Origin of the sequence: Sphingomonas sp. Y38-1Y, from assembly GCF_032391395.1 — a bacterium.
In the GTDB taxonomy this organism is placed as follows: domain Bacteria; phylum Pseudomonadota; class Alphaproteobacteria; order Sphingomonadales; family Sphingomonadaceae; genus Sphingomonas.
Map to the genome: position 1 here is coordinate 2,420,379 of NZ_CP135916.1, position 17,071 is coordinate 2,437,449.

At 68.4% G+C, this 17,071-nt stretch carries 11 protein-coding genes and 1 tRNA gene; 5 read left to right on the plus strand and 7 right to left on the minus strand.

Annotated features, from left to right (window positions below; genetic code table 11):
- Positions 1 to 81 precede the first annotated feature (81 nt).
- Together RS883_RS11510 and RS883_RS11515 are read right to left on the minus strand one after the other, a co-directional pair.
- Positions 82 to 4,281 carry a translocation/assembly module TamB domain-containing protein gene (locus RS883_RS11510; protein ID WP_315760339.1) on the minus strand — a complete coding sequence of 1,400 codons (4,200 nt, stop codon included), beginning with the start codon at positions 4,279 to 4,281 and terminating at the stop codon, positions 82 to 84.
- Positions 4,281 to 6,509: an autotransporter assembly complex protein TamA gene (locus tag RS883_RS11515; protein WP_425475055.1), complete on the minus strand. Its 2,229-nt coding sequence runs from the start codon at positions 6,507 to 6,509 to the stop codon at positions 4,281 to 4,283. Before RS883_RS11515 ends, RS883_RS11510 begins: the two co-directional genes overlap by 1 nt.
- Before the next feature lie 213 nt (positions 6,510 to 6,722).
- On the opposite strand from RS883_RS11515, the gene RS883_RS11520 reads away from it, so the two are divergent.
- Positions 6,723 to 7,751 carry a YihY/virulence factor BrkB family protein gene (locus tag RS883_RS11520; RefSeq protein ID WP_315760340.1) on the plus strand — a complete coding sequence of 343 codons (1,029 nt, stop codon included), beginning with the start codon at positions 6,723 to 6,725 and terminating at the stop codon, positions 7,749 to 7,751.
- On the opposite strand, the gene RS883_RS11525 is transcribed toward RS883_RS11520, so the two are convergent.
- A complete protein-coding gene (locus RS883_RS11525) occupies positions 7,748 to 8,215 on the minus strand; it encodes a DUF1203 domain-containing protein (protein WP_315760341.1) in 468 nt (155 codons plus the stop codon). The genes RS883_RS11520 and RS883_RS11525 overlap by 4 nt on opposite strands.
- Before the next feature lie 87 nt (positions 8,216 to 8,302).
- Positions 8,303 to 8,806, minus strand: a complete 504-nt coding sequence (locus RS883_RS11530) for a helix-turn-helix domain-containing protein (protein ID WP_315760342.1) — start codon at positions 8,804 to 8,806, stop codon at positions 8,303 to 8,305.
- Positions 8,807 to 8,867: 61 nt separating this feature from the next.
- On the opposite strand from RS883_RS11530, the gene RS883_RS11535 reads away from it, so the two are divergent.
- From RS883_RS11535 to RS883_RS11545, 3 genes are all read left to right on the plus strand, one after another.
- Positions 8,868 to 9,971 (plus strand): branched-chain amino acid aminotransferase, encoded by a 1,104-nt coding sequence (locus RS883_RS11535; RefSeq protein WP_315760343.1) that lies wholly within the window; start codon positions 8,868 to 8,870, stop codon positions 9,969 to 9,971.
- Between the two features lie 59 nt (positions 9,972 to 10,030).
- Positions 10,031 to 10,105, plus strand: a tRNA-Gln gene (locus tag RS883_RS11540).
- Between the two features lie 87 nt (positions 10,106 to 10,192).
- Positions 10,193 to 11,956, plus strand: a complete 1,764-nt coding sequence (locus tag RS883_RS11545) for a DUF885 domain-containing protein (RefSeq protein ID WP_409977344.1) — start codon at positions 10,193 to 10,195, stop codon at positions 11,954 to 11,956.
- Positions 11,957 to 11,958: 2 nt separating this feature from the next.
- On the opposite strand, the gene RS883_RS11550 is transcribed toward RS883_RS11545, so the two are convergent.
- The 3 genes from RS883_RS11550 to RS883_RS11560 all read right to left on the minus strand — a co-directional run bounded on the left by RS883_RS11550 (position 11,959) and on the right by RS883_RS11560 (position 15,335).
- Positions 11,959 to 12,759, minus strand: coding sequence for a transglutaminase family protein (locus tag RS883_RS11550; protein ID WP_315760344.1), 801 nt, complete (start codon positions 12,757 to 12,759; stop codon positions 11,959 to 11,961).
- Positions 12,759 to 13,694 (minus strand): alpha-E domain-containing protein, encoded by a 936-nt coding sequence (locus tag RS883_RS11555; RefSeq protein ID WP_315765091.1) that lies wholly within the window; start codon positions 13,692 to 13,694, stop codon positions 12,759 to 12,761. Before RS883_RS11555 ends, RS883_RS11550 begins: the two co-directional genes overlap by 1 nt.
- Before the next feature lie 153 nt (positions 13,695 to 13,847).
- A complete protein-coding gene (locus RS883_RS11560) occupies positions 13,848 to 15,335 on the minus strand; it encodes a circularly permuted type 2 ATP-grasp protein (protein WP_315760345.1) in 1,488 nt (495 codons plus the stop codon).
- A gap of 140 nt (positions 15,336 to 15,475) precedes the next feature.
- On the opposite strand from RS883_RS11560, the gene RS883_RS11565 reads away from it, so the two are divergent.
- Entirely contained in the window at positions 15,476 to 17,065 is a 1,590-nt protein-coding gene (locus RS883_RS11565) for a class II 3-deoxy-7-phosphoheptulonate synthase (RefSeq protein ID WP_315760346.1), read from the plus strand.
- Positions 17,066 to 17,071 lie beyond the last annotated feature (6 nt).

A 17,071-nucleotide genomic window follows, 5' to 3' on the forward strand; every position in this document is an offset into this window, starting at 1 on the left:
CCACGGGTACTTCGATACGCGCCTTCGCCTTCGCTCAGTCGCTACTCAGCACGAACGGAGGAAATGTACTCCTGTATGTTCTCAATAATCCCGCGAATACCGCAGGTTCACGCTCGACCCGCCGAAGCTGCCCGTCTGCGACAGGAGCGACAGCGCCTTGGTCAGCGCGATCTCGAGCTGGGTGGCGGTGAAGCCGCGCGCGTCGGTGATGATCTCCACATAGATGTCGTCGGTCAGATACTGGCCCGCCGCCAGCGCCGTTCCGCGACCCGATGCCTCGTCGGCGCCAAGGATGCGGAGGCGGTCGATGCCGCCCGCCTGGCGAAGCTCGCCCAGCGGATTGAGCCCGCCGCCCGAGCCACGCAGGGAATTGAGCGCGCTCGCCAGCTGGATCGCCTGGACCGCCGACAGGTTGGTGACCGACCGGCCGAACAGGATCCGCGACAGCACCTCGTCCTGCGCAAGCGCGGGCGTCGAGGTGAAGGACAGTCGCGGCCGCTGTGCCGTACCCGTCACGTTGATCGTCGCGGTCACGCCCTCCGCCGTGGTCGAGGCCGAGATGGTGATGTTCGGGTTGGTGAGCTCGTTACCCTCATAGGTGATGAGGCCGCGGTCGAGCTCGAAGCGCTTGCCCGCAAAGCTGTAGGTGCCGCGGATCGCCTCGATCTCGCCCGAGATGCGCGGCGCCGCGGAGGTGCCGGTGACGCGCAGGTCCGCCTGCCACTCGCTCTCCAGCCCCATGCCCGACACGAACAGCCGGTTGTCGGCGCTGACGCGGATGTTGAGGCGGAACAGCCCGGCGGACGGCGCCGGCGCGCTGCCCGGCTGTGCGTTGGCCGCTTCCAGCGGCGCGCCGCGGCGCCGAACGCCGGTCAGCTCCGGCACTTCGGCCGAGCCCTGGCGGATCACCTGGTAGCGCGCCTCCGGGATGCGGATGTCGCCCTCGATCAGGCCACCATTCGCGCCGTTGGTGACGCGGACGTTGCCGGTCGCGGTCGCGCCGATCATGTCGCTGCGCGCCAGCCGCGCATTGTCGAGCGTCGCGCGGACGTCGATTGGGAAGCCGCTGTTCGCCGCGAGGCCGACATAGCCCTGCGCCGAGACGCTGCCGTCGCCCGCGGTCGCGCGCAGTTCCTCGAGCACGAAGCGGTCGTTGGTGAAGCGCCCGGTCAGCCGCATCGCCGACAGCCGCGTTCCATAGGTCTCGTTCTCATAGACGAGGTTGTTGGCGCGGACGAGGCCGGTGACGCGCGGCGCGCCGAGCGTGCCCGACAGGTCCGCGGCGACGCCGATCGGCCCGGCAAGCTGCTGGTTGGCGATGCCGCTCAGCGACCACAGCACCTCTGCCGGGCCGTTGTAGCGGATGCCGCCCGACAGCGGCGCGCCCGCGCTCATGCCGGTCTGCACCGACACGCGGCCGATCGTCGCGCCCTGGCGCTGGACCAGCGCCTTGATGTCGGTGCGGCCGCCCGACAGGCCGACGATCGACTGGATGTCGACCGGCGTCGACACGGTCGACAGGCCGGAGCGGGTGAAGTTGTTGACCAGGATGCGCGCATTGCCCGTCGGCATCGCCGCGCCCGCCGCCTGCGCGACCTCGAAGCTGCCCGTCGCGCTGCCGCCCAGGCCCAGGCCGGGGACCAGCGCATTGGCGATCTGGAGGTCGAGGCTGTCTAGCCTCCCCTGCAGCGCATAGCCATTGCCATAGCGGCCGGCGAGCCGCGCGCTGCCGCGATCGAAATCGATGCGCGTGGGCAGCAGGCGATAGGCGCCGCCCGCGACGTCGATCCGCGCCGGGCTCGCGGTCTTGAAGTTGATGCCGTTGCCCTTGCCCTTCAGCGCCACGACCCACAGCGCAGGGCTGAGCCGCGCATTGGCCGCGATCTCGAACGGCACGCCGGTGGTGCCGTTGGCGACCGCCTGAACATAACCGTTGCCACCGCGATAGTCGCCGCGTGCCCGGGCGCGGGTGACGACATAATCGCCCTGGCGCAGGTTCGCGACCTGAGCGTCGAAGGTGACCGCGGGCGCATCGTCATAGAGGACGACGCGCGCGTTCGCGATGGCCTGGCCGATGGTCAGCCCCATGTCGCCGGGAATGACCGCGTTCGACGCGCGCGCGGCGACGGTGGCGGCCTGATAGCGGCCGACCGCGCCCAGTTCCGCGCGTCCGTTGACGCCCGATCCGGCGAAGTCCAGCGCCCCAGTGAACGGTCCTGCGTCCGTCGCCGCGACGCGGCCGTTGAATGTGATGCCGGCGAACACGCTGTTGCGGATGTCGGCGGTCAGCCGCGGACTGGTGCGCAGGAGGACGTTGGCGTTGAACGGCCCGTAATTGGTGCCGCCGGTGGCGGCGATGGCATAGGCCTCGCCCTGCCCGCGCACCCGCGCCTCCAAATTGACGAGCCCGACCCCCACACCCGGCCGCGGCGCGCGCAGCAGCACGACGGGCTGCGCGACGCTGCCCGACACGCGCGCGAACAGCGGGCCGTATTGCGTCGAATACGCATCCGCCTCGACGACCAGCGGCCCGGCGAAGTTATAGCTGCCGCGCCCACGCGTGATCCGGAACTGCGGCGCGTTGAGGCGGAGATTGTCGAAGTTGACGATCCCCTCAGGAGTCAGCGCAACGTTGACCGCCGCCGTGGCGTTGCCGCCCAGGAAGTTGCGGATGCCGTCGTTGAACAGCCGCTTGGTTTGCGTGACGATGCGACCCTTGATGCCATAGCCGGCGGGCGTCATCACCAGGTCGGCATCGGTCTGGAGATCGATGATGCCGATCGAGGCAACTTCGTAGTCGTTGACCCGGCCCTTGAGCGCGCCGGTGTAGCGCCCGGTGCCCATGTCGGCGACGAGGATCGCGGTCGCGTCGATGCGGTCGGAGCGGACGCGCATGTTGTCCGACAGGATCTGGTCGCCGTTGATCGCGATGTCGCCGTTGAGCGCCACGTTGGTGACGAGGCCCCCGACCGCGGCGTTCAGCCCGTTGATCCGGGCGGCGCGCGCGTTGACGGGGATCAGGATGCGCTCGGCATCGACCGTCGCCTTGCCCTCGGCATAGAGCCGCTCGACCACCGTTTCGCCGAAGCCGATCGCCGCGGCGGTTAGCTTATAGTCGACGGTGGGCGTCGCGAACGCGCCGTTCAGCGCCACCGCGGCGCGTACGGCGTTGCCGTTCAGGTTCTCGGCGATCGCACCGGGGGTCAGCAACTGGCCTTCGACGCGGAAATTCTCGAACCGGCTGCGGCCAAGGTCGAGCATGCCCGCGGTCGCCACCGCCAGCGCGGACGAGCGCAGGCGAAGCTGGGTGTCGAGCCGCCGCGCTTCCAGCATCCGCGCGTCGAGCGCGATCTGGAGATTGGGGCTCGTCAGCCGCTCGACCGGTCCTTCGAGATAGAGGCCGGGACGCGCGGCGCCGCGCACCTGAAAGAAGCCGTCTCGGCCAGTGATGCCCAGATTGGCGAGCTGCGCATTGCCCAGCGTGCCGGCCAGCCGTCCCTGCCAGCGCGACCAGGTGCCCGCGCCGTCGATCGTCGCGAACAGCGGCGCCTTCAGCCCCGCCATCGACCCGATCAGCCCGGTCGCAGGCGCGTTGAGCTTGAGGTCGAGGTCGAACTTGTCGGCGTCGGGCACCGCGTCGAGCGCGATCGTTACGCGATCGCCGCCGGCGATCCCCGGCGCGGTCAGCGTCGCGCCGTTGGCGGTCAGCTGTGCGCGGCGATCGGCAATGTGGACGACGCCGTCGATCTTCGCGAGATAGCGCTTGCCCGCGACCGGCGGGGCAAGGTCGATGCGATCGATCGCGAGACGATTGACGTCGATGTCGAGGTCGGGAAGCAGCGGCGCGTTGGGGTCGCTTGGCACTTCCTTCAATTCGGGAAGCCGCGCGACGCGGACCAGCGGGCTGGTCAGGCTGCGCACGTCGACATGGTTGCGCGCAAAGGCGAATGGCCGCCAGTCGACCGCAAGCTGCGGCGAGGTCGCGAACACGCCCTTGGGATCGCTGACGCGCACGTCGCGCAGCACCATCGCGCCATAGATCGAACCGTCGATCCGCCCGACCTTGACGTTCAGGCCCGACGCGGTGGTGAACGCGCCGATCCGATCGACCAGGAAGCGGCGGCCGGGCGCGGTGTTGAGCCCCAGCACCACCACGAGCAGCAGCAGCGCGATGGCGATCAGCGCGATGCCGATCCACTTCAGGATACGCTGCCACAGCGGGCGGCGGACGATGACGATGCGCTCGGGCAGCGCTTCGGGCGGGAGCGTTTCCTCCGCCATCAGAATGCCTGCCCGATCGAGATGTACAGAGCGATCAGCGATTCGCCTTCCTTGCGCGCGATCGGCGTCGCCACGTCGACGCGCATCGGCCCGAAATTGGTGTAGAACCGCCCGCCGATACCCGCGCCGAAGCGCAGGTCGCGCCCCTTGGGCAACGTCGAGTCATAGACCTGACCGGCATCCAGGAACGGCACGATCCCGAAATTGCCGAACCGGTACCGCGCCTCCAGTGCGAATTCGTTGAGGCTGCGCCCGCCGATCGGGCGGAACACCGTCGGCGAATTGTCGTCGGAGACTTCCTCCTCGGGATCGAAGTCGGGGTTCGCCTCGATCGTCCGCGGCCCGAGCTGTTGGAAGCCGAAGCCGCGCACCGACCCGCCGCCGCCCGCATAATAGCGCCGCGAGGGCGCCAGGTCGTCGCGCGAGATGCCCGCGATCGACCCGGCGCGCGCACGTCCGGCGATCACCAGATTGTCCATGACCGGGAAGTAACCGGTCAGCTCCACCATCGAGCGGAGATAGGGCCGCACCGAGCCCTGCACCGACGTCTCCGGGCTGAGGTTCAGCTTCACGCGAAAGCCGCGCGTCGGGTTGAGCAGGTCGTCGGACGTGTCATAGCCGACGAACAGCGGCACCGCGGCGATGCCATAGGTCCGCCGCACGCGCTCGTTCCGGCCGAAGTCGAACACGTCCTCGTTGGTGCCGATCAGCTCGCCGCCATAATAATAGGTCCAGCGCTTCTGCCAGATCGGCGTCGAGTCATAGCTCCAGCGCGCCGACAGCGTGCCCGTGAACGCCTCGAACGCGTCATAGTTGGAGCGGTTCGCCGACACGCCGGTCTGGAAGGTGCGGTCGCGGCGACCCGCGTTCGATCGGCGGAAGGTGACGCCCGCGCCCTGCTCCTGCGTACCCGCGATCGCGTTTACGATCAGCGCGCCTTCGGCCGGGAACAGGTTGCGGTGCTGCCACGTCCCTTCCAGCCTCAGGCCCTGGCCGGTGCCATAGCCGGCTTCGGCCGACAGGCGCCGCGCGGGGCCGGCATTCTGGCGGACGAGCATGTTCACCTGCTCGGTCTGGTCCGGACCCGGCACGCCGGTACGCTGCGGCTCGACCGACACGGTCGAGAACAGGCCGGTTGCGATCAGCGCGTCGCGCAGGTCGTCGACCCGCCGCGCGTCATAGAGTTCGCCCGCCTTGAAGCGCGGGAACAGCTTCACATGGTCGAGGTCGAAAGCAAGATCGCCCTCGGTCGAGATCGTCCCGAACGACGATCGCGGCCCGGTATCGACGGGCAGCGTATAGGCACCGGTGAAATCACGCTCGTCGAGCAGGATGTCGCGCTGCCCCAGCTTGACGAAGGGATAGCCCTGCTGCGGCAGCTTGAGGGAGACGTTCGCCTCCGCGCCCTGGATGCGCGCGGCCTCGATCGGATCGCCGACCTTGAGCGGCAATTCGCGGCGGATCAGGTCGGGCGGGACCGTCTGGTTCGCCGTCACCGCGACGCTGCCGAGATTGTAGCGCTTGCCCGGCGTCGCGCTGATCGTCGCGCGCAGATTGCCCGAGTTCGCCGGGTTCTGCTCGACGGTCGAAACCGCGGTGCCGTCATAATAGCCGAGCGACCGCATCAGCCGTACGGCGAGCTGCTCGTCCTCCCGCGCGCGCGCTGACACCATCGTCGCGTTGGCGGCCTTGCCCTTCCCGTCCTGAAGCGCCGACAGGCTCTTGAACTGGTCGTCCAGCTCGATCTCCTTCAGCCCCTCGACCACCGTCGTATAGCGGATCTCGACCGTGCGCGGATCGGGACCGCCCGCGACCTCGACTGGCGGCGTCACGTCGAAGGTCGAGAGCGGCGGCAGCGGCTGGGCGAGCACGTTCTCGGCGGGCAGCGGCTGAGGCGGAATGGCGTTGGGGTCGGTCACCTGCGGTGCGACGGGCGCCGGTGTCGCCGTCGTCTGGCCGGGTCGCGACGGCTGGGCGGGCGTGGGAGCAGCCGGCGCCTCGAACGACTGCATCGGCTCGAGCGGCGCGTTGATGTCGCCCGACAGGCTGGGCAGCTCGGCCTGGAACGTCTCGTCGGGAACGATCTGGCCGGTGCCGGCGGGGGCGTCAGACGTGGGGCTGGGCGCGGGCGTCGGCGCGGGCGCGGACTGGCCGGGGCGCGTCGGATCGGGCGTGATCTGCGCCGCCAGCGGACCCGCGACGACCGCGGCGCTTGCCACAAGCGCCAAGCGCAATGCCTTGAAACCCCGTTCCCCCACGCCGTCCCCGTCACTTCGTAATGGGGCTTGAATGTCCCCCTCAACGTCTCCGAACGTTCGTCTCCACATTTCGCTCCCACAACGACCCCAATTTTCATCGACAGATCAGCGACAAAAGCTGTGCATCCCTCCCGGCGCTCGGACGTTCCCCTGTCGATCGACCACGTATCGACCGGGAGCAACATGGCCGACGCAGCCTCAATCGCCGCGCCTCAATCGACGCAAGCCGCTGATCCGGCGGCATTGCCCGGCAGCGGGTCGGAGCGTCCCTGGCAGCATCCGTGGCACGCCTGGCGCTCGATCCTGGCGCGCGTGTGGGTGATGACGGGCTATCACAACCTGTCGCTGATGGCGGCGGGCGTCGCCTTCTATGCCTTCCTGTCGGTCGCCCCACTGCTCGGCGCGATCGTCATGAGCTATGGCCTGTTCGCCGATCCGCAGACCGTCGTTCAGCACATGCAGACGATCTTCGAGCTTGTCCCTGCCGACGCCGCGCGGCTGATCTCGGACCAGCTCATCGCCGTCGTCTCGACCACCGCGGGCAAGGCGGGGCTCGGCCTCGCCGTCGCGCTCGTCCTGGCGATCTATGGCGCGATGCGGGCGTCCAGCGCGATCATCCAGGCGCTGAACGTCATCTATGAGGAGGAGGAGAGCCGCAACTTCATCGTCACGACGCTCCTGTCGGCAATGCTCACCATTGGCGCGATCGTCGCGGCGATCGTCGGGCTCCTGTCCGCCGTCGCGCTCGGCTACCTCAAGTTCCTCACCGATTATCTGGGGCCGGCGGGCGTGGTGACGATGCAGGTCGTCACCTGGGTGATCGCGGCGCTGATCGCGAGCGCGGCGTTCGGCTTCGTCTATCGCTTCGGCCCGGATCGCGCGCCGGCGCGGTGGCAGTGGCTGACGATCGGCTCGGTCACCGCGACCGTGCTGTGGCTGGCAGCGACGGTGGGCTTCGGGCTCTATGCCGCCAACTTCGCCAACTACAACGCGACCTATGGCGCGCTCGGCGCGGTCGTCGTGCTGCTGATGTGGTTGTTCGTGTCGAGCTTCGCCGTGCTGATCGGCGCCGAGCTGAATGCCGAGGCAGAGCGGCAGACCTCCTTCGATTCCACCACCGGCCCCGCCCGCCCGATCGGGCAGCGCGGCGCGCGCATGGCCGACAGCCTGCCCAGCAAGCGCCAGCACAAGCCCAAGCGCGGGCAGTATTAGGCTCGCTCGATGCGCGCCGCGTAACAGCCGCGGCGCGCATAATGCGCGTGGAGATAGGCGACCGCCTCCCTCGCCAGCCACGCCTCGATCAGCGGGGCGAGCCTGGCTCCGTCGCACAGCTCGCCATTGACCATCTCGCCCGCCGCATCGAATGCGCGCAGCGAGATCGGCCGAGCGGCGATGGCGGGCGGGATCGTGTCGACCACGTCCAGTGCCTCGAGCGCCCCCTCCCGCACGAAGATCGCGTGCGACGCGCGATAGGCGGTGTCGGCGGGCTGGTGCGTGTAGTTGAGGAGCAGCGCCGTCTCGCCGATCGCAAGATCGCGAACCTCGATGCGATCGGGATAGCCGGGCGACGCATCGGCGATCACCCGCCGCACGCCGCGCGCGCTCAGTTCGGCGTCGGAAAGGCCATAGAGCGGGATGAACGGCGCGAGATCGAGCCCGAGGACACGGAACGACATCGACAGGGTCTCCAGCCGCGAAGCACCGCGGCACCCCGCCGTACCCTTTGCGGAATACCGCCGCGTCCCGCCGCTTGCGCTCGAACTTCAGCGGCCGAGCGCTGCGACCTTCGCGCGCTCCTCGGCCGGGATCAGGCCTTCGAGCACCGCCCAGAAGCCGCCGACCGCCCCCTGCCCCGCGCTCTGATAGGCCGCCGACATCCGCTCGCGAAGCGCCTCGAACAGCGCGCTCTCCAGCGCCGCACCCTCCGCCGTCAGCCGCAGCAGCCGCTGGCGCCGGTCGCGGTCGCCCGGGCGCATTTCAACCAGCCCGCGCTCGGTCAGCTCGGTCAGCACGCGGCCCAGCGACTGCTTGGTGATCGCCAGCAGCGACAGGAGCTGGCTGACCGTCAGCCCCGGTTGCCGAGCGACGAAGTAGAGCGCGCGGTGATGCGCGCGGCCCAGGCCCTGCGCTGCCAGCCCTTCATCGATCGCGCGGGTCATGTGGCTATAACCGAAATAGATGAGCTCGACGCCCTTGCGGATTTCGGGCTCGCGCAGGAACAGCGGCGATGCGGCGCGAAAGGGTTCGCTTGAATTTGGGCCAGCCATGTTGACCTGTTCTGCCAGCACTCCTAGCGTCCCGCAACCTTCTGGCCTGGACATGCCCGCGATGACCCTGACGCTTGACGAGACGCCGACCTTCCCGCTCGAACGCCATGCGAGCCCGGTCGATGCAACGACGCGCGCGGGGATGCTGGAGAACCCGGGTTTCGGCCGGGTCTTCACCGACCATATGGCGGTCGCGCGCTGGAACGCCGAAAAGGGCTGGCACGATCTGGCGATCCAGCCGCGCGCGCCGCTTCAGATGGATCCGGCCTGCGCGGTGCTCCATTATGCGCAGGAAATCTTCGAGGGGCTCAAGGCCTATCGCACCGACGATGGCGGCGTGACGCTGTTCCGCGCCGACGCCAACGCCCGCCGTTTCGCCGACTCGGCGCGGCGCATGGCGATGGCCGAATTGCCGGAGGAACTGTTCCTCTCCTCGATCGAGGCGCTGGTCTCCGCCGACCGCGACTGGATCCCCTCGGGCGAGGGCAGCTCGCTATATCTCCGCCCCTTCATGATCGCGAGCGAGGTGTTCCTGGGCGTCAAGCCTTCGGCCGAGTATCTCTACATGGTCATCGCCTCGCCGGCGGGCGCCTATTTCAAGGGCGGTGCGCCCTCGATCACCGTCTGGATCAGCGACGATTATACCCGCGCGGCCCCCGGCGGCACCGGCGCGGCCAAGTGCGGCGGCAACTACGCCGCCAGCCTCCAGGCTCAGGCCGAGGCGATCCGCGAAGGCTGTGACCAGGTCGTGTTCCTCGACGCGGTCGAGCGCGCGCAGGTCGAGGAACTGGGCGGCATGAACACCTTCTTCGTGTTCGACGACGGCTCGGTACAGACGCCGCCGCTCACCGGCACGATCCTGCCCGGCATCACCCGTGATTCGATCCTGACGCTCGCCCGCGACATGGGCCTGACCGTGCGAGAGGCGCCCTACACGATCGACGCGTGGGAGGCCGATGCGGCGAGCGGGCGGCTGCGCGAAAGCTTCGCCTGCGGCACCGCGGCGGTGGTCACGCCGATCGGCCGGGTGCGCGGCCGCACGCGCGACTTCCGCATCGGCAATGGCGGCCCGGGCGAGCTGACGAGCAAGCTTCGCGACCAGCTCGTCGCGATCCAGAAGGAGCAGGCGCCCGACCCGCATGGCTGGGTTCGCCGCATCCTCTGAAATCCCCTTTTCACCGGCCCGCGCGCCGCTATAAGCGCGCGCTCGCCGATGGGCGCTGCTGGGGCGTCGCCAAGTGGTAAGGCAACGGTTTTTGGTACCGTCATTCGGAGGTTCGAATCCTCCCGCCCCAGCCAATCCTCGAACTTGCGCCTGCGCAACCGCTTGACTTCGCGGGCGCCGTACCGTCGTTTCCCGGCTCTTTCCATGCAGGAGCGGCTTCGGTGATCGGCAAACTCGGCTTCCTATTGCTCGCCGCCGCCTCGGCAACGTTGCCCGTGGCGGTCGCGCCGCTCGCCGCGCAGACGGCAGCGGCGACGCCCGATCCGCGGCTCAAGGCGCTGTACGATGCCGAATGGGCGTTCCGGTCGCGCGAGTTCGCCGACCTTGCCGATGCCAAGCCCGGCGAGCCCTCCGCCGACGATCACCTGCCCAGCGTCACGCCCGCCGCCTACCAGCGCCGCCTGGCGTACTGGAAGGACATGCTCGCCAAGGTCGATGCGATCCCCGTCGCCGGCCTCAGCGACGAGGATCGGATGAACCACGCGGTGTTCCGCACCTATCTGTGGGAGCAGGTCAACAATATCGAGTACCGGACCTACGAAGCGCCGTTCAACAGCGACAGCTTCTTCTGGACCGGCCTCAGCCCCCGCCGCCCCTATGCGCGCACGATCGACTATCGCCGCTATCTTGGCCGGATGCGCGACGTGCCGCGCTATTTCGACGAGCAGATCGCCAACATGCGCGCCGGCCTGTCGCGCGGCTACAGCGTGCCGAGCGTCACCACCACCGGCCGCGACAAGACGATCGAGCCCTTCGCGGCGGCGGGCGAGACCAACCCGTTCTTCAAGCCCTTTGCCGAGATGCCCGCCTCGATCCCCTTGGCCGAGCGCACCGCGCTCCAGGCCGAAGCGCGCCAGGTGATCGCGACCACGCTCGCACCCGCCTATGCCAAGCTCCTCGCCTTCATGCGGACCGAGTATCTGCCGAAGACGCGGCGGACGATCGACGCGCAGTCGCTGCCGGACGGGCGGCGCTTCTATCAGGACCGCATCCGCGAATACACGACGCTCGATCTCACGCCCGACCAGATCCATCAGATCGGCCTCAAGGAAGTCGCGCGGATCGACGCCGACATGCAGGCGACGATGAAGGAGACGGGCTTCAACGGAAGCTTTCCCGAGTTCCTCAAGTTCATGCGAACCGACCCGCGCTTCTATGCGCGAACGCCCAAAGAGCTGCTGTCGCTGTCGGCCTATGTCGTCAAGAAGATGGACGGCAAGCTCAAGGACAATTTCGCCACCCTTCCCCGCTATCGCTTCACCATCCTCCCCGTGCCGGACGAGATCGCGCCGATCTATACTTCGGGTCGCGGCGGGCTCGATGCGTGCCTGATGAACACCTATGACTTGGCCCAGCGGCCGCTCTACAACATTCCCGCGCTGACGCTGCACGAGTGCAATCCCGGTCACAGCTTCCAGGCCGCCGTCGCGCTCGAAGCGCCGGAGCGACCCCGCTTTCGCCAGGAGACCTATTTTTCCGGCTATGGCGAAGGCTGGGGCCTCTACACCGAATGGCTGGGCAAGGAGCTCGGCATCTATGAGGGGCCGTACGAGGAGTTCGGCCGCCAGACGTTCGAGATGTGGCGCGCCGCGCGGCTGGTGGTCGACACCGGCATCCATGCCAAGGGTTGGACGCGCAGCCAGGCGATCGACTATTTCACGCAGCACACCGCGCTCGCCCCGCTCGACATCGCCAACGAGGTCGACCGCTACATCAGTTGGCCGGGCCAGGCGCTCGCCTACAAGCTCGGCGAGCTGTCGATCCGGCGGATGCGGGCCAAGGCGGAGAAGGCGCTGGGCGACCGCTTCGACATCCGGCGTTTCCACGACACCGTGCTCGGCATGGGATCGGTGCCGCTATCGACCTTCGAGGACGAGATCGACCGCTTCATCGCGCGGGAACGGGCGCTGCCGCCCGAACGCTGAGGCTATTCGCCGCCGGCCTGCTCGACGATCAGCGCGACGTCGAGCATCTCCTCGCCGTGGCCCAGCCGCGATCCGGCGACCGGCGCCGCACCCACGGTGTCGAGCCCGATCGCCACGCGCACATAGCGCTCGTCGACCCGCGCGCCTTCGGACGGGTCGACCGCGATCCACCCCGCGTCGCCGGCATGCGCCTCGACCCAGCCATGCGGCGCGCAGTCGCGGCCCTCATGCTGCTGATAGCCGCTGACATAGCGCGCCGGGATGTCGATCGCGCGAAGCCCGGCGACCAGCATCTGCGCCAGTTCGCGCCCGCTCGCCGCCGTGCCGTCGAACGCACTCGCGGCGTCGCGCAGTTCCTCACCGTTCGCCGCCAGGGTGAAGCGATCGCGCAGCGCGCGCGCCGCCGCGTCGATCCGCGCTTCGGCATCGCCGCCGACCGCCGCCTCGCGCATGAAGGCGGTCAGCGCCTCGCCCGCGATCGTGCGGTCGGTCTCGCGCAGGTAGAAGTCGGGCGGCAGCGGTTCGGCGGTACCGTGGACGCGGCCATGCGGGTCGCCGGTCAGCACCTCGCCGCGGACGCTGATCTCGATCCCCTCCAGCGGCCCCTCGGCATAAAGCATCGCCTGGCGGTTGCCGAGCCCGTCGCGGCTCTCGCGCAGCCGCGCGTCGCAATCGACGTCGATCGACCAGGCGACGACGGTCTGGTCGTCGGTGTCGTCCGGCGTCATCCTGAGCAGCTGGACCAGCCGCGTCTGCGGCTCGCTGAAGCGATAGCGGGTACGATGTTCGACGATGATGCGCATCAGATGAACCGGAACTGCTGGGCGATGGCACGGTCGAGCGCGAGGTTCTCCGCGATGAACGCGCCCAGCCATTCGTGAAGGCCACCGACGATCACTTCGGGCGTCCGCGTCTTGTGCATCCGCGCCAATCGCGCGCGCGCCATGCGGTCGGCGCCGCCCTGGAGGCCCGTGCGCTTGCCGAGCAGGTTCAGCATCTCGACCGTCTCCTCGACGCACGCCGCCAGCGACCGCGGCAGCTCGGGCCGGGTCAGCAAGAGGTCGATGACGAGATTCGGCCGCAGTCCTTCCGAATAGAGCCAGCGATAGGCCGTGACCGCCGACACGGTCTGGAGGATCGTCGTCCACTGGTCGCGGTCGACGATGCCGCCGACCGGCTCGCCCTCCGGCAACAGCAGGTGGTATTTGACGTCGACCAGCCGCGCGGTGTTGTCGGCCCGCTCGATCGCCGAGCCCAGGCGGATCAGCCACACCGCCTCGTTGCGCATCATCCGCAGGATCGCGCCCTCGAACCCGCGCGTCTCGGCCTTGACCGCCTCGACCAGGCTCAGCGTCGCCATCGCGTTGCCCGGCCGCATCCGCGAGTTGAACAGCAGCCACGCGCGGTTGATCGCGGTCCACGCCTCTCGCGTCAGCGCGGTGCGGACCGCGCGCGCATTGTTGCGCGCCATGTCGAGGCAGCGGACGATCGAGCCGCCATGGCCGCTGTCGATCGTCAGGAAGCGCGCCACATTGGTCTGGTCGGGCTGCGCGCCGGATGCGGCGAATGCCTCGTCGGTATAGGTGACGCGCAGCGCGCTTTCCCACGCCGCCTCGCCCGCTGGGGTGGCGGAGAGCGCATCGAGCCGCACCGTCGCCTCGACCAGCCGCGCGACGAAATCGGCGCGCTCGACATAGCGCCCGAGCCAATAGAGCGACGCCGCGGTCCGAGAGAGCATCAGCATCTCAGATCCTCCCCCGGAGGGGAAGGGGGACCATGCGCAGCATGGTGGAGGGGTATTGGCCTCGAGCGCATCGCCTGCGGCGACACCCCTCCACCAGCCTGCGGCTGGTCCCCCTCCCCTTGTAGGGGAGGATTTTAACACCGCCCCTCACGACCCCAGCTCCTGTTGCTGGAACATCCCGCCCATCGCCTGCATCTGCCGCGCTTCGGGCAGCAGGACGAAGCTGTCCTTCGTCCCCCCGCCCTGGCTGGAATTCACGACCAGCGATCCTTCCTTGAGCGCCACGCGGGTCAGACCGCCGGGCACCACCTGAACGCCGTTGCGCCCAGTCAGCACGAACGGGCGGAAATCAACATGCCGCGGCGCGAGGCCCTTTTCCGTCAGCGTCGGCACCGTCGACAGCGCCAGCGTCGGCTGCGCGATATAGCGATGCGGCTCGGCGATCAGTGCCGCGCGGAACTGCTCGATCTCGTCGCGGGTCGCCGTTGGCCCCACGAGCATGCCGTAACCGCCCGATCCGTCGACCAGCTTCACGACCAGCTCGGGCAATCGCTCCAGCACATATTTCAGCGCCTGCGGCTCGCGGCAGCGATAGGTCTCGACGTTCGGCAGCTTCGCCTCCCCGCCCGAATAGTATCGGACGATCTCCGGCATGTAGCTGTAGATCGCCTTGTCGTCGGCGATGCCGTTGCCGGGCGCGTTGAGCAGCGTGACGTTGCCCGCGCGATACGCCGACATGATGCCCGGTACGCCGAGCAGCGAATCCGGCCTGAACACGACCGGGTCGAGGAAGTCGTCGTCGATCCGCCGATAGATGACGTCGACCTTCACCCGCCCGGCGATCGTCTGCATCCATACGATGTCGTCGTCGACTACCAGATCGGCCGGCTCGACCAGCTCGATCCCCATCGAATCGGCCAGGAAGCTGTGCTCGTAATAGGCGCTGTTGAAATGCCCGGGCGTCAGCACGACGCAGACCGGCCGGCTTCCCGCTCCGGCCGGCGCGACCGATCGCATCGTCTCGTGCAGCCGGTCGGGATAGCTGTCGACCGCGGCGACGCGGAACGAGCGGAACAGCTCGGGACACAGCCGGATCATCGCCTCGCGATTTTCGAGCATGTAGCTGACGCCCGAGGGCGTGCGCGCATTGTCCTCGAGCACGAAGAAGTCGTCGGGCCCGGTGCGCACCAGGTCGATGCCGCAGATATGCGCCCAGATGCCGTGCGGCGGGCGGATGCCGATCACCTCGGCCCGGAACTGCGGATTGCGGAAGATGATGTCGGGCGGCAGCACACCGTCCTTCAGGATGCGCCGCTCGCCATAGATGTCGTCAAGAAACGCGTTGATCGCTTCGACCCGCTGCACCAGTCCCTCGGACAGGCGCGCCCATTCGTCCGCCAGGAACACGCGGGGCACGATGTCGAAAGGGATGATCCGCTCGGCCGCATCGCGATCGCCATAGACGGCAAAGGTAATGCCGAGCTGTCGGAACGTGTTCTCCGCTGCTTCCAGCCGGCGGGCGAGTTCCTCACGCGGGGTGTCGGCAATCCAGTTGGCCAGCATCGCCAGCGGCTCACGCGGGTTTACCGGCCCGCCATGGCCCCAGATTTCATCGAACGCGCGTGTGTCCCCCATTCGCCCCCGACAATGTTTCAGCTTCGTGTCGGTTGCATGCTGACTCGCTTTGTTGCGCTGCACAAGCCACCGCAGAAACAAAGCTTACCGCTTACCCTTTCCGGGTTGATGCGCTTACCCAGTTGGCGTAAGGCGCGGCCATGACGACGTTGGCAGGCATCAAGATCAAGCGTTTTCGCGAGCAGCGCGGCATCAGCCGTGCGGCGTTCGGTACCTGGTACGGGGCGCCGGGCAGCACCGTGCAGGGCTGGGAAGAAGACGGCAAACGTGCCGCCGCGCCGATCGTCAATCAGATCGCGGCGAACGGCATCGCCCATCATGCCGACTGGTTCGTCACGCCGCGCAACATGGAGAGTGCAATGGGTAGCTGGTCCCCCGCAAGCTGGCAGTCGGCCGAAGCGCGGCAGATGCCCGATTATCCCGATCAGGCGGCGCTCGACGCGACGCTGACCGAGCTCGGCCGCTTTCCGCCGCTCGTGTTCGCGGGCGAGGCGCGCCAGCTCACCGCCGAACTCGGCCGCGTGGCGGAGGGACATGCGTTCCTGCTTCAGGGCGGCGACTGTGCCGAAAGCTTCGCCGAGTTCCACCCGAACAACATCCGCGACACTTTCCGCGTCATTCTCCAGATGGCGGTCGTCCTCACCTTCGCGTCCAAGCTGCCGACGGTGAAGGTCGGCCGCATGGCCGGTCAGTTCGCCAAACCGCGTTCGGCGCCGATGGAGGTCATCGACGGCGTCGAACTCCCCAGCTACCGCGGCGACAACGTCAACGACATCGCCTTCACGCCGGAGGGTCGCGTCCCCGATCCCGTCCGGCTGCTGCGCGCCTATTCGCAATCGGCGGCGACGCTCAATCTACTCCGCGCCTTCGCGCAGGGCGGCTATGCCAACCTCCACCAGGTCCACAAATGGACGCTCGACTTCATGGGTCGCAGCGCCTGGGCACAGCGTTACGCCGACGTCGCCGATCGGATCGGCGAGGCGCTCGACTTCATGGAAGCGTGCGGCATCAATGCCGAGACGGTGCCCCAGCTCTCGCGCACCGACTTCTACACCAGCCACGAGGCGCTGCTGCTCCCCTATGAGCAGGCGCTGACGCGGCAGGATTCGCTGACCGGCGACTGGTACGACACCTCGGCCCACTTCCTGTGGATCGGCGACCGCACGCGCTTCGAAGGCTCGGCGCATGTTGAGTATCTCCGCGGCATCGGCAATCCGATCGGCATGAAGTGCGGGCCGAGCCTCGAGCCCGACGCGTTGCTCCGCCTGCTCGACACGCTCAACCCGCAACGCGTCGCCGGGCGGATGACGCTCATCACCCGCTATGGCCACGACAAGATCGAGGCGCACCTGCCCGCGCTCGTTCGCGCGGTGAAGCGCGAGGGGCATTCGGTCGTCTGGAGTTGCGACCCGATGCACGGAAACACGATCAAGGCAGCGACCGGCTACAAGACGCGGCCGTTCGATCGCATCCTCGCCGAGGTGCGCGGCTTCTTCGCCGTCCACCGCGCAGAGGGCACGCACGCCGGCGGCATCCATGCCGAGATGACCGGCCAGGATGTCACCGAGTGCACCGGCGGCGCGATCGCAGTGAGCGAGCAGGCACTCGCCGACCGCTACCACACGCACTGCGACCCGCGCTTGAACGCGGGTCAGAGCATCGAGCTCGCCTTCTTGCTGGCCGAGATGCTCAACGAGGAACTGGGCGAGCGGAAGAAGGCGGCGGCCTGAGCCACT

Bases quoted from the DNA above. Each gene is read 5' to 3' on its own strand.
- RS883_RS11550 (WP_315760344.1), bottom strand. From the start codon at position 12,759: ATGCGCATCATCGTCGAACATCGTACCCGCTATCGCTTCAGCGAGCCG.
- RS883_RS11520 (WP_315760340.1), top strand. From the start codon at position 6,723: ATGGCCGACGCAGCCTCAATCGCCGCGCCTCAATCGACGCAAGCCGCT.
- RS883_RS11530 (WP_315760342.1), bottom strand. From the start codon at position 8,806: ATGGCTGGCCCAAATTCAAGCGAACCCTTTCGCGCCGCATCGCCGCTG.
- RS883_RS11560 (WP_315760345.1), bottom strand. From the start codon at position 15,335: ATGGGGGACACACGCGCGTTCGATGAAATCTGGGGCCATGGCGGGCCG.
- RS883_RS11535 (WP_315760343.1), top strand. From the start codon at position 8,868: ATGACCCTGACGCTTGACGAGACGCCGACCTTCCCGCTCGAACGCCAT.
- RS883_RS11525 (WP_315760341.1), bottom strand. From the start codon at position 8,215: ATGTCGTTCCGTGTCCTCGGGCTCGATCTCGCGCCGTTCATCCCGCTC.
- RS883_RS11565 (WP_315760346.1), top strand. From the start codon at position 15,476: ATGACGACGTTGGCAGGCATCAAGATCAAGCGTTTTCGCGAGCAGCGC.
- RS883_RS11510 (WP_315760339.1), bottom strand. From the start codon at position 4,281: ATGGCGGAGGAAACGCTCCCGCCCGAAGCGCTGCCCGAGCGCATCGTC.
- RS883_RS11555 (WP_315765091.1), bottom strand. From the start codon at position 13,694: ATGCTCTCTCGGACCGCGGCGTCGCTCTATTGGCTCGGGCGCTATGTC.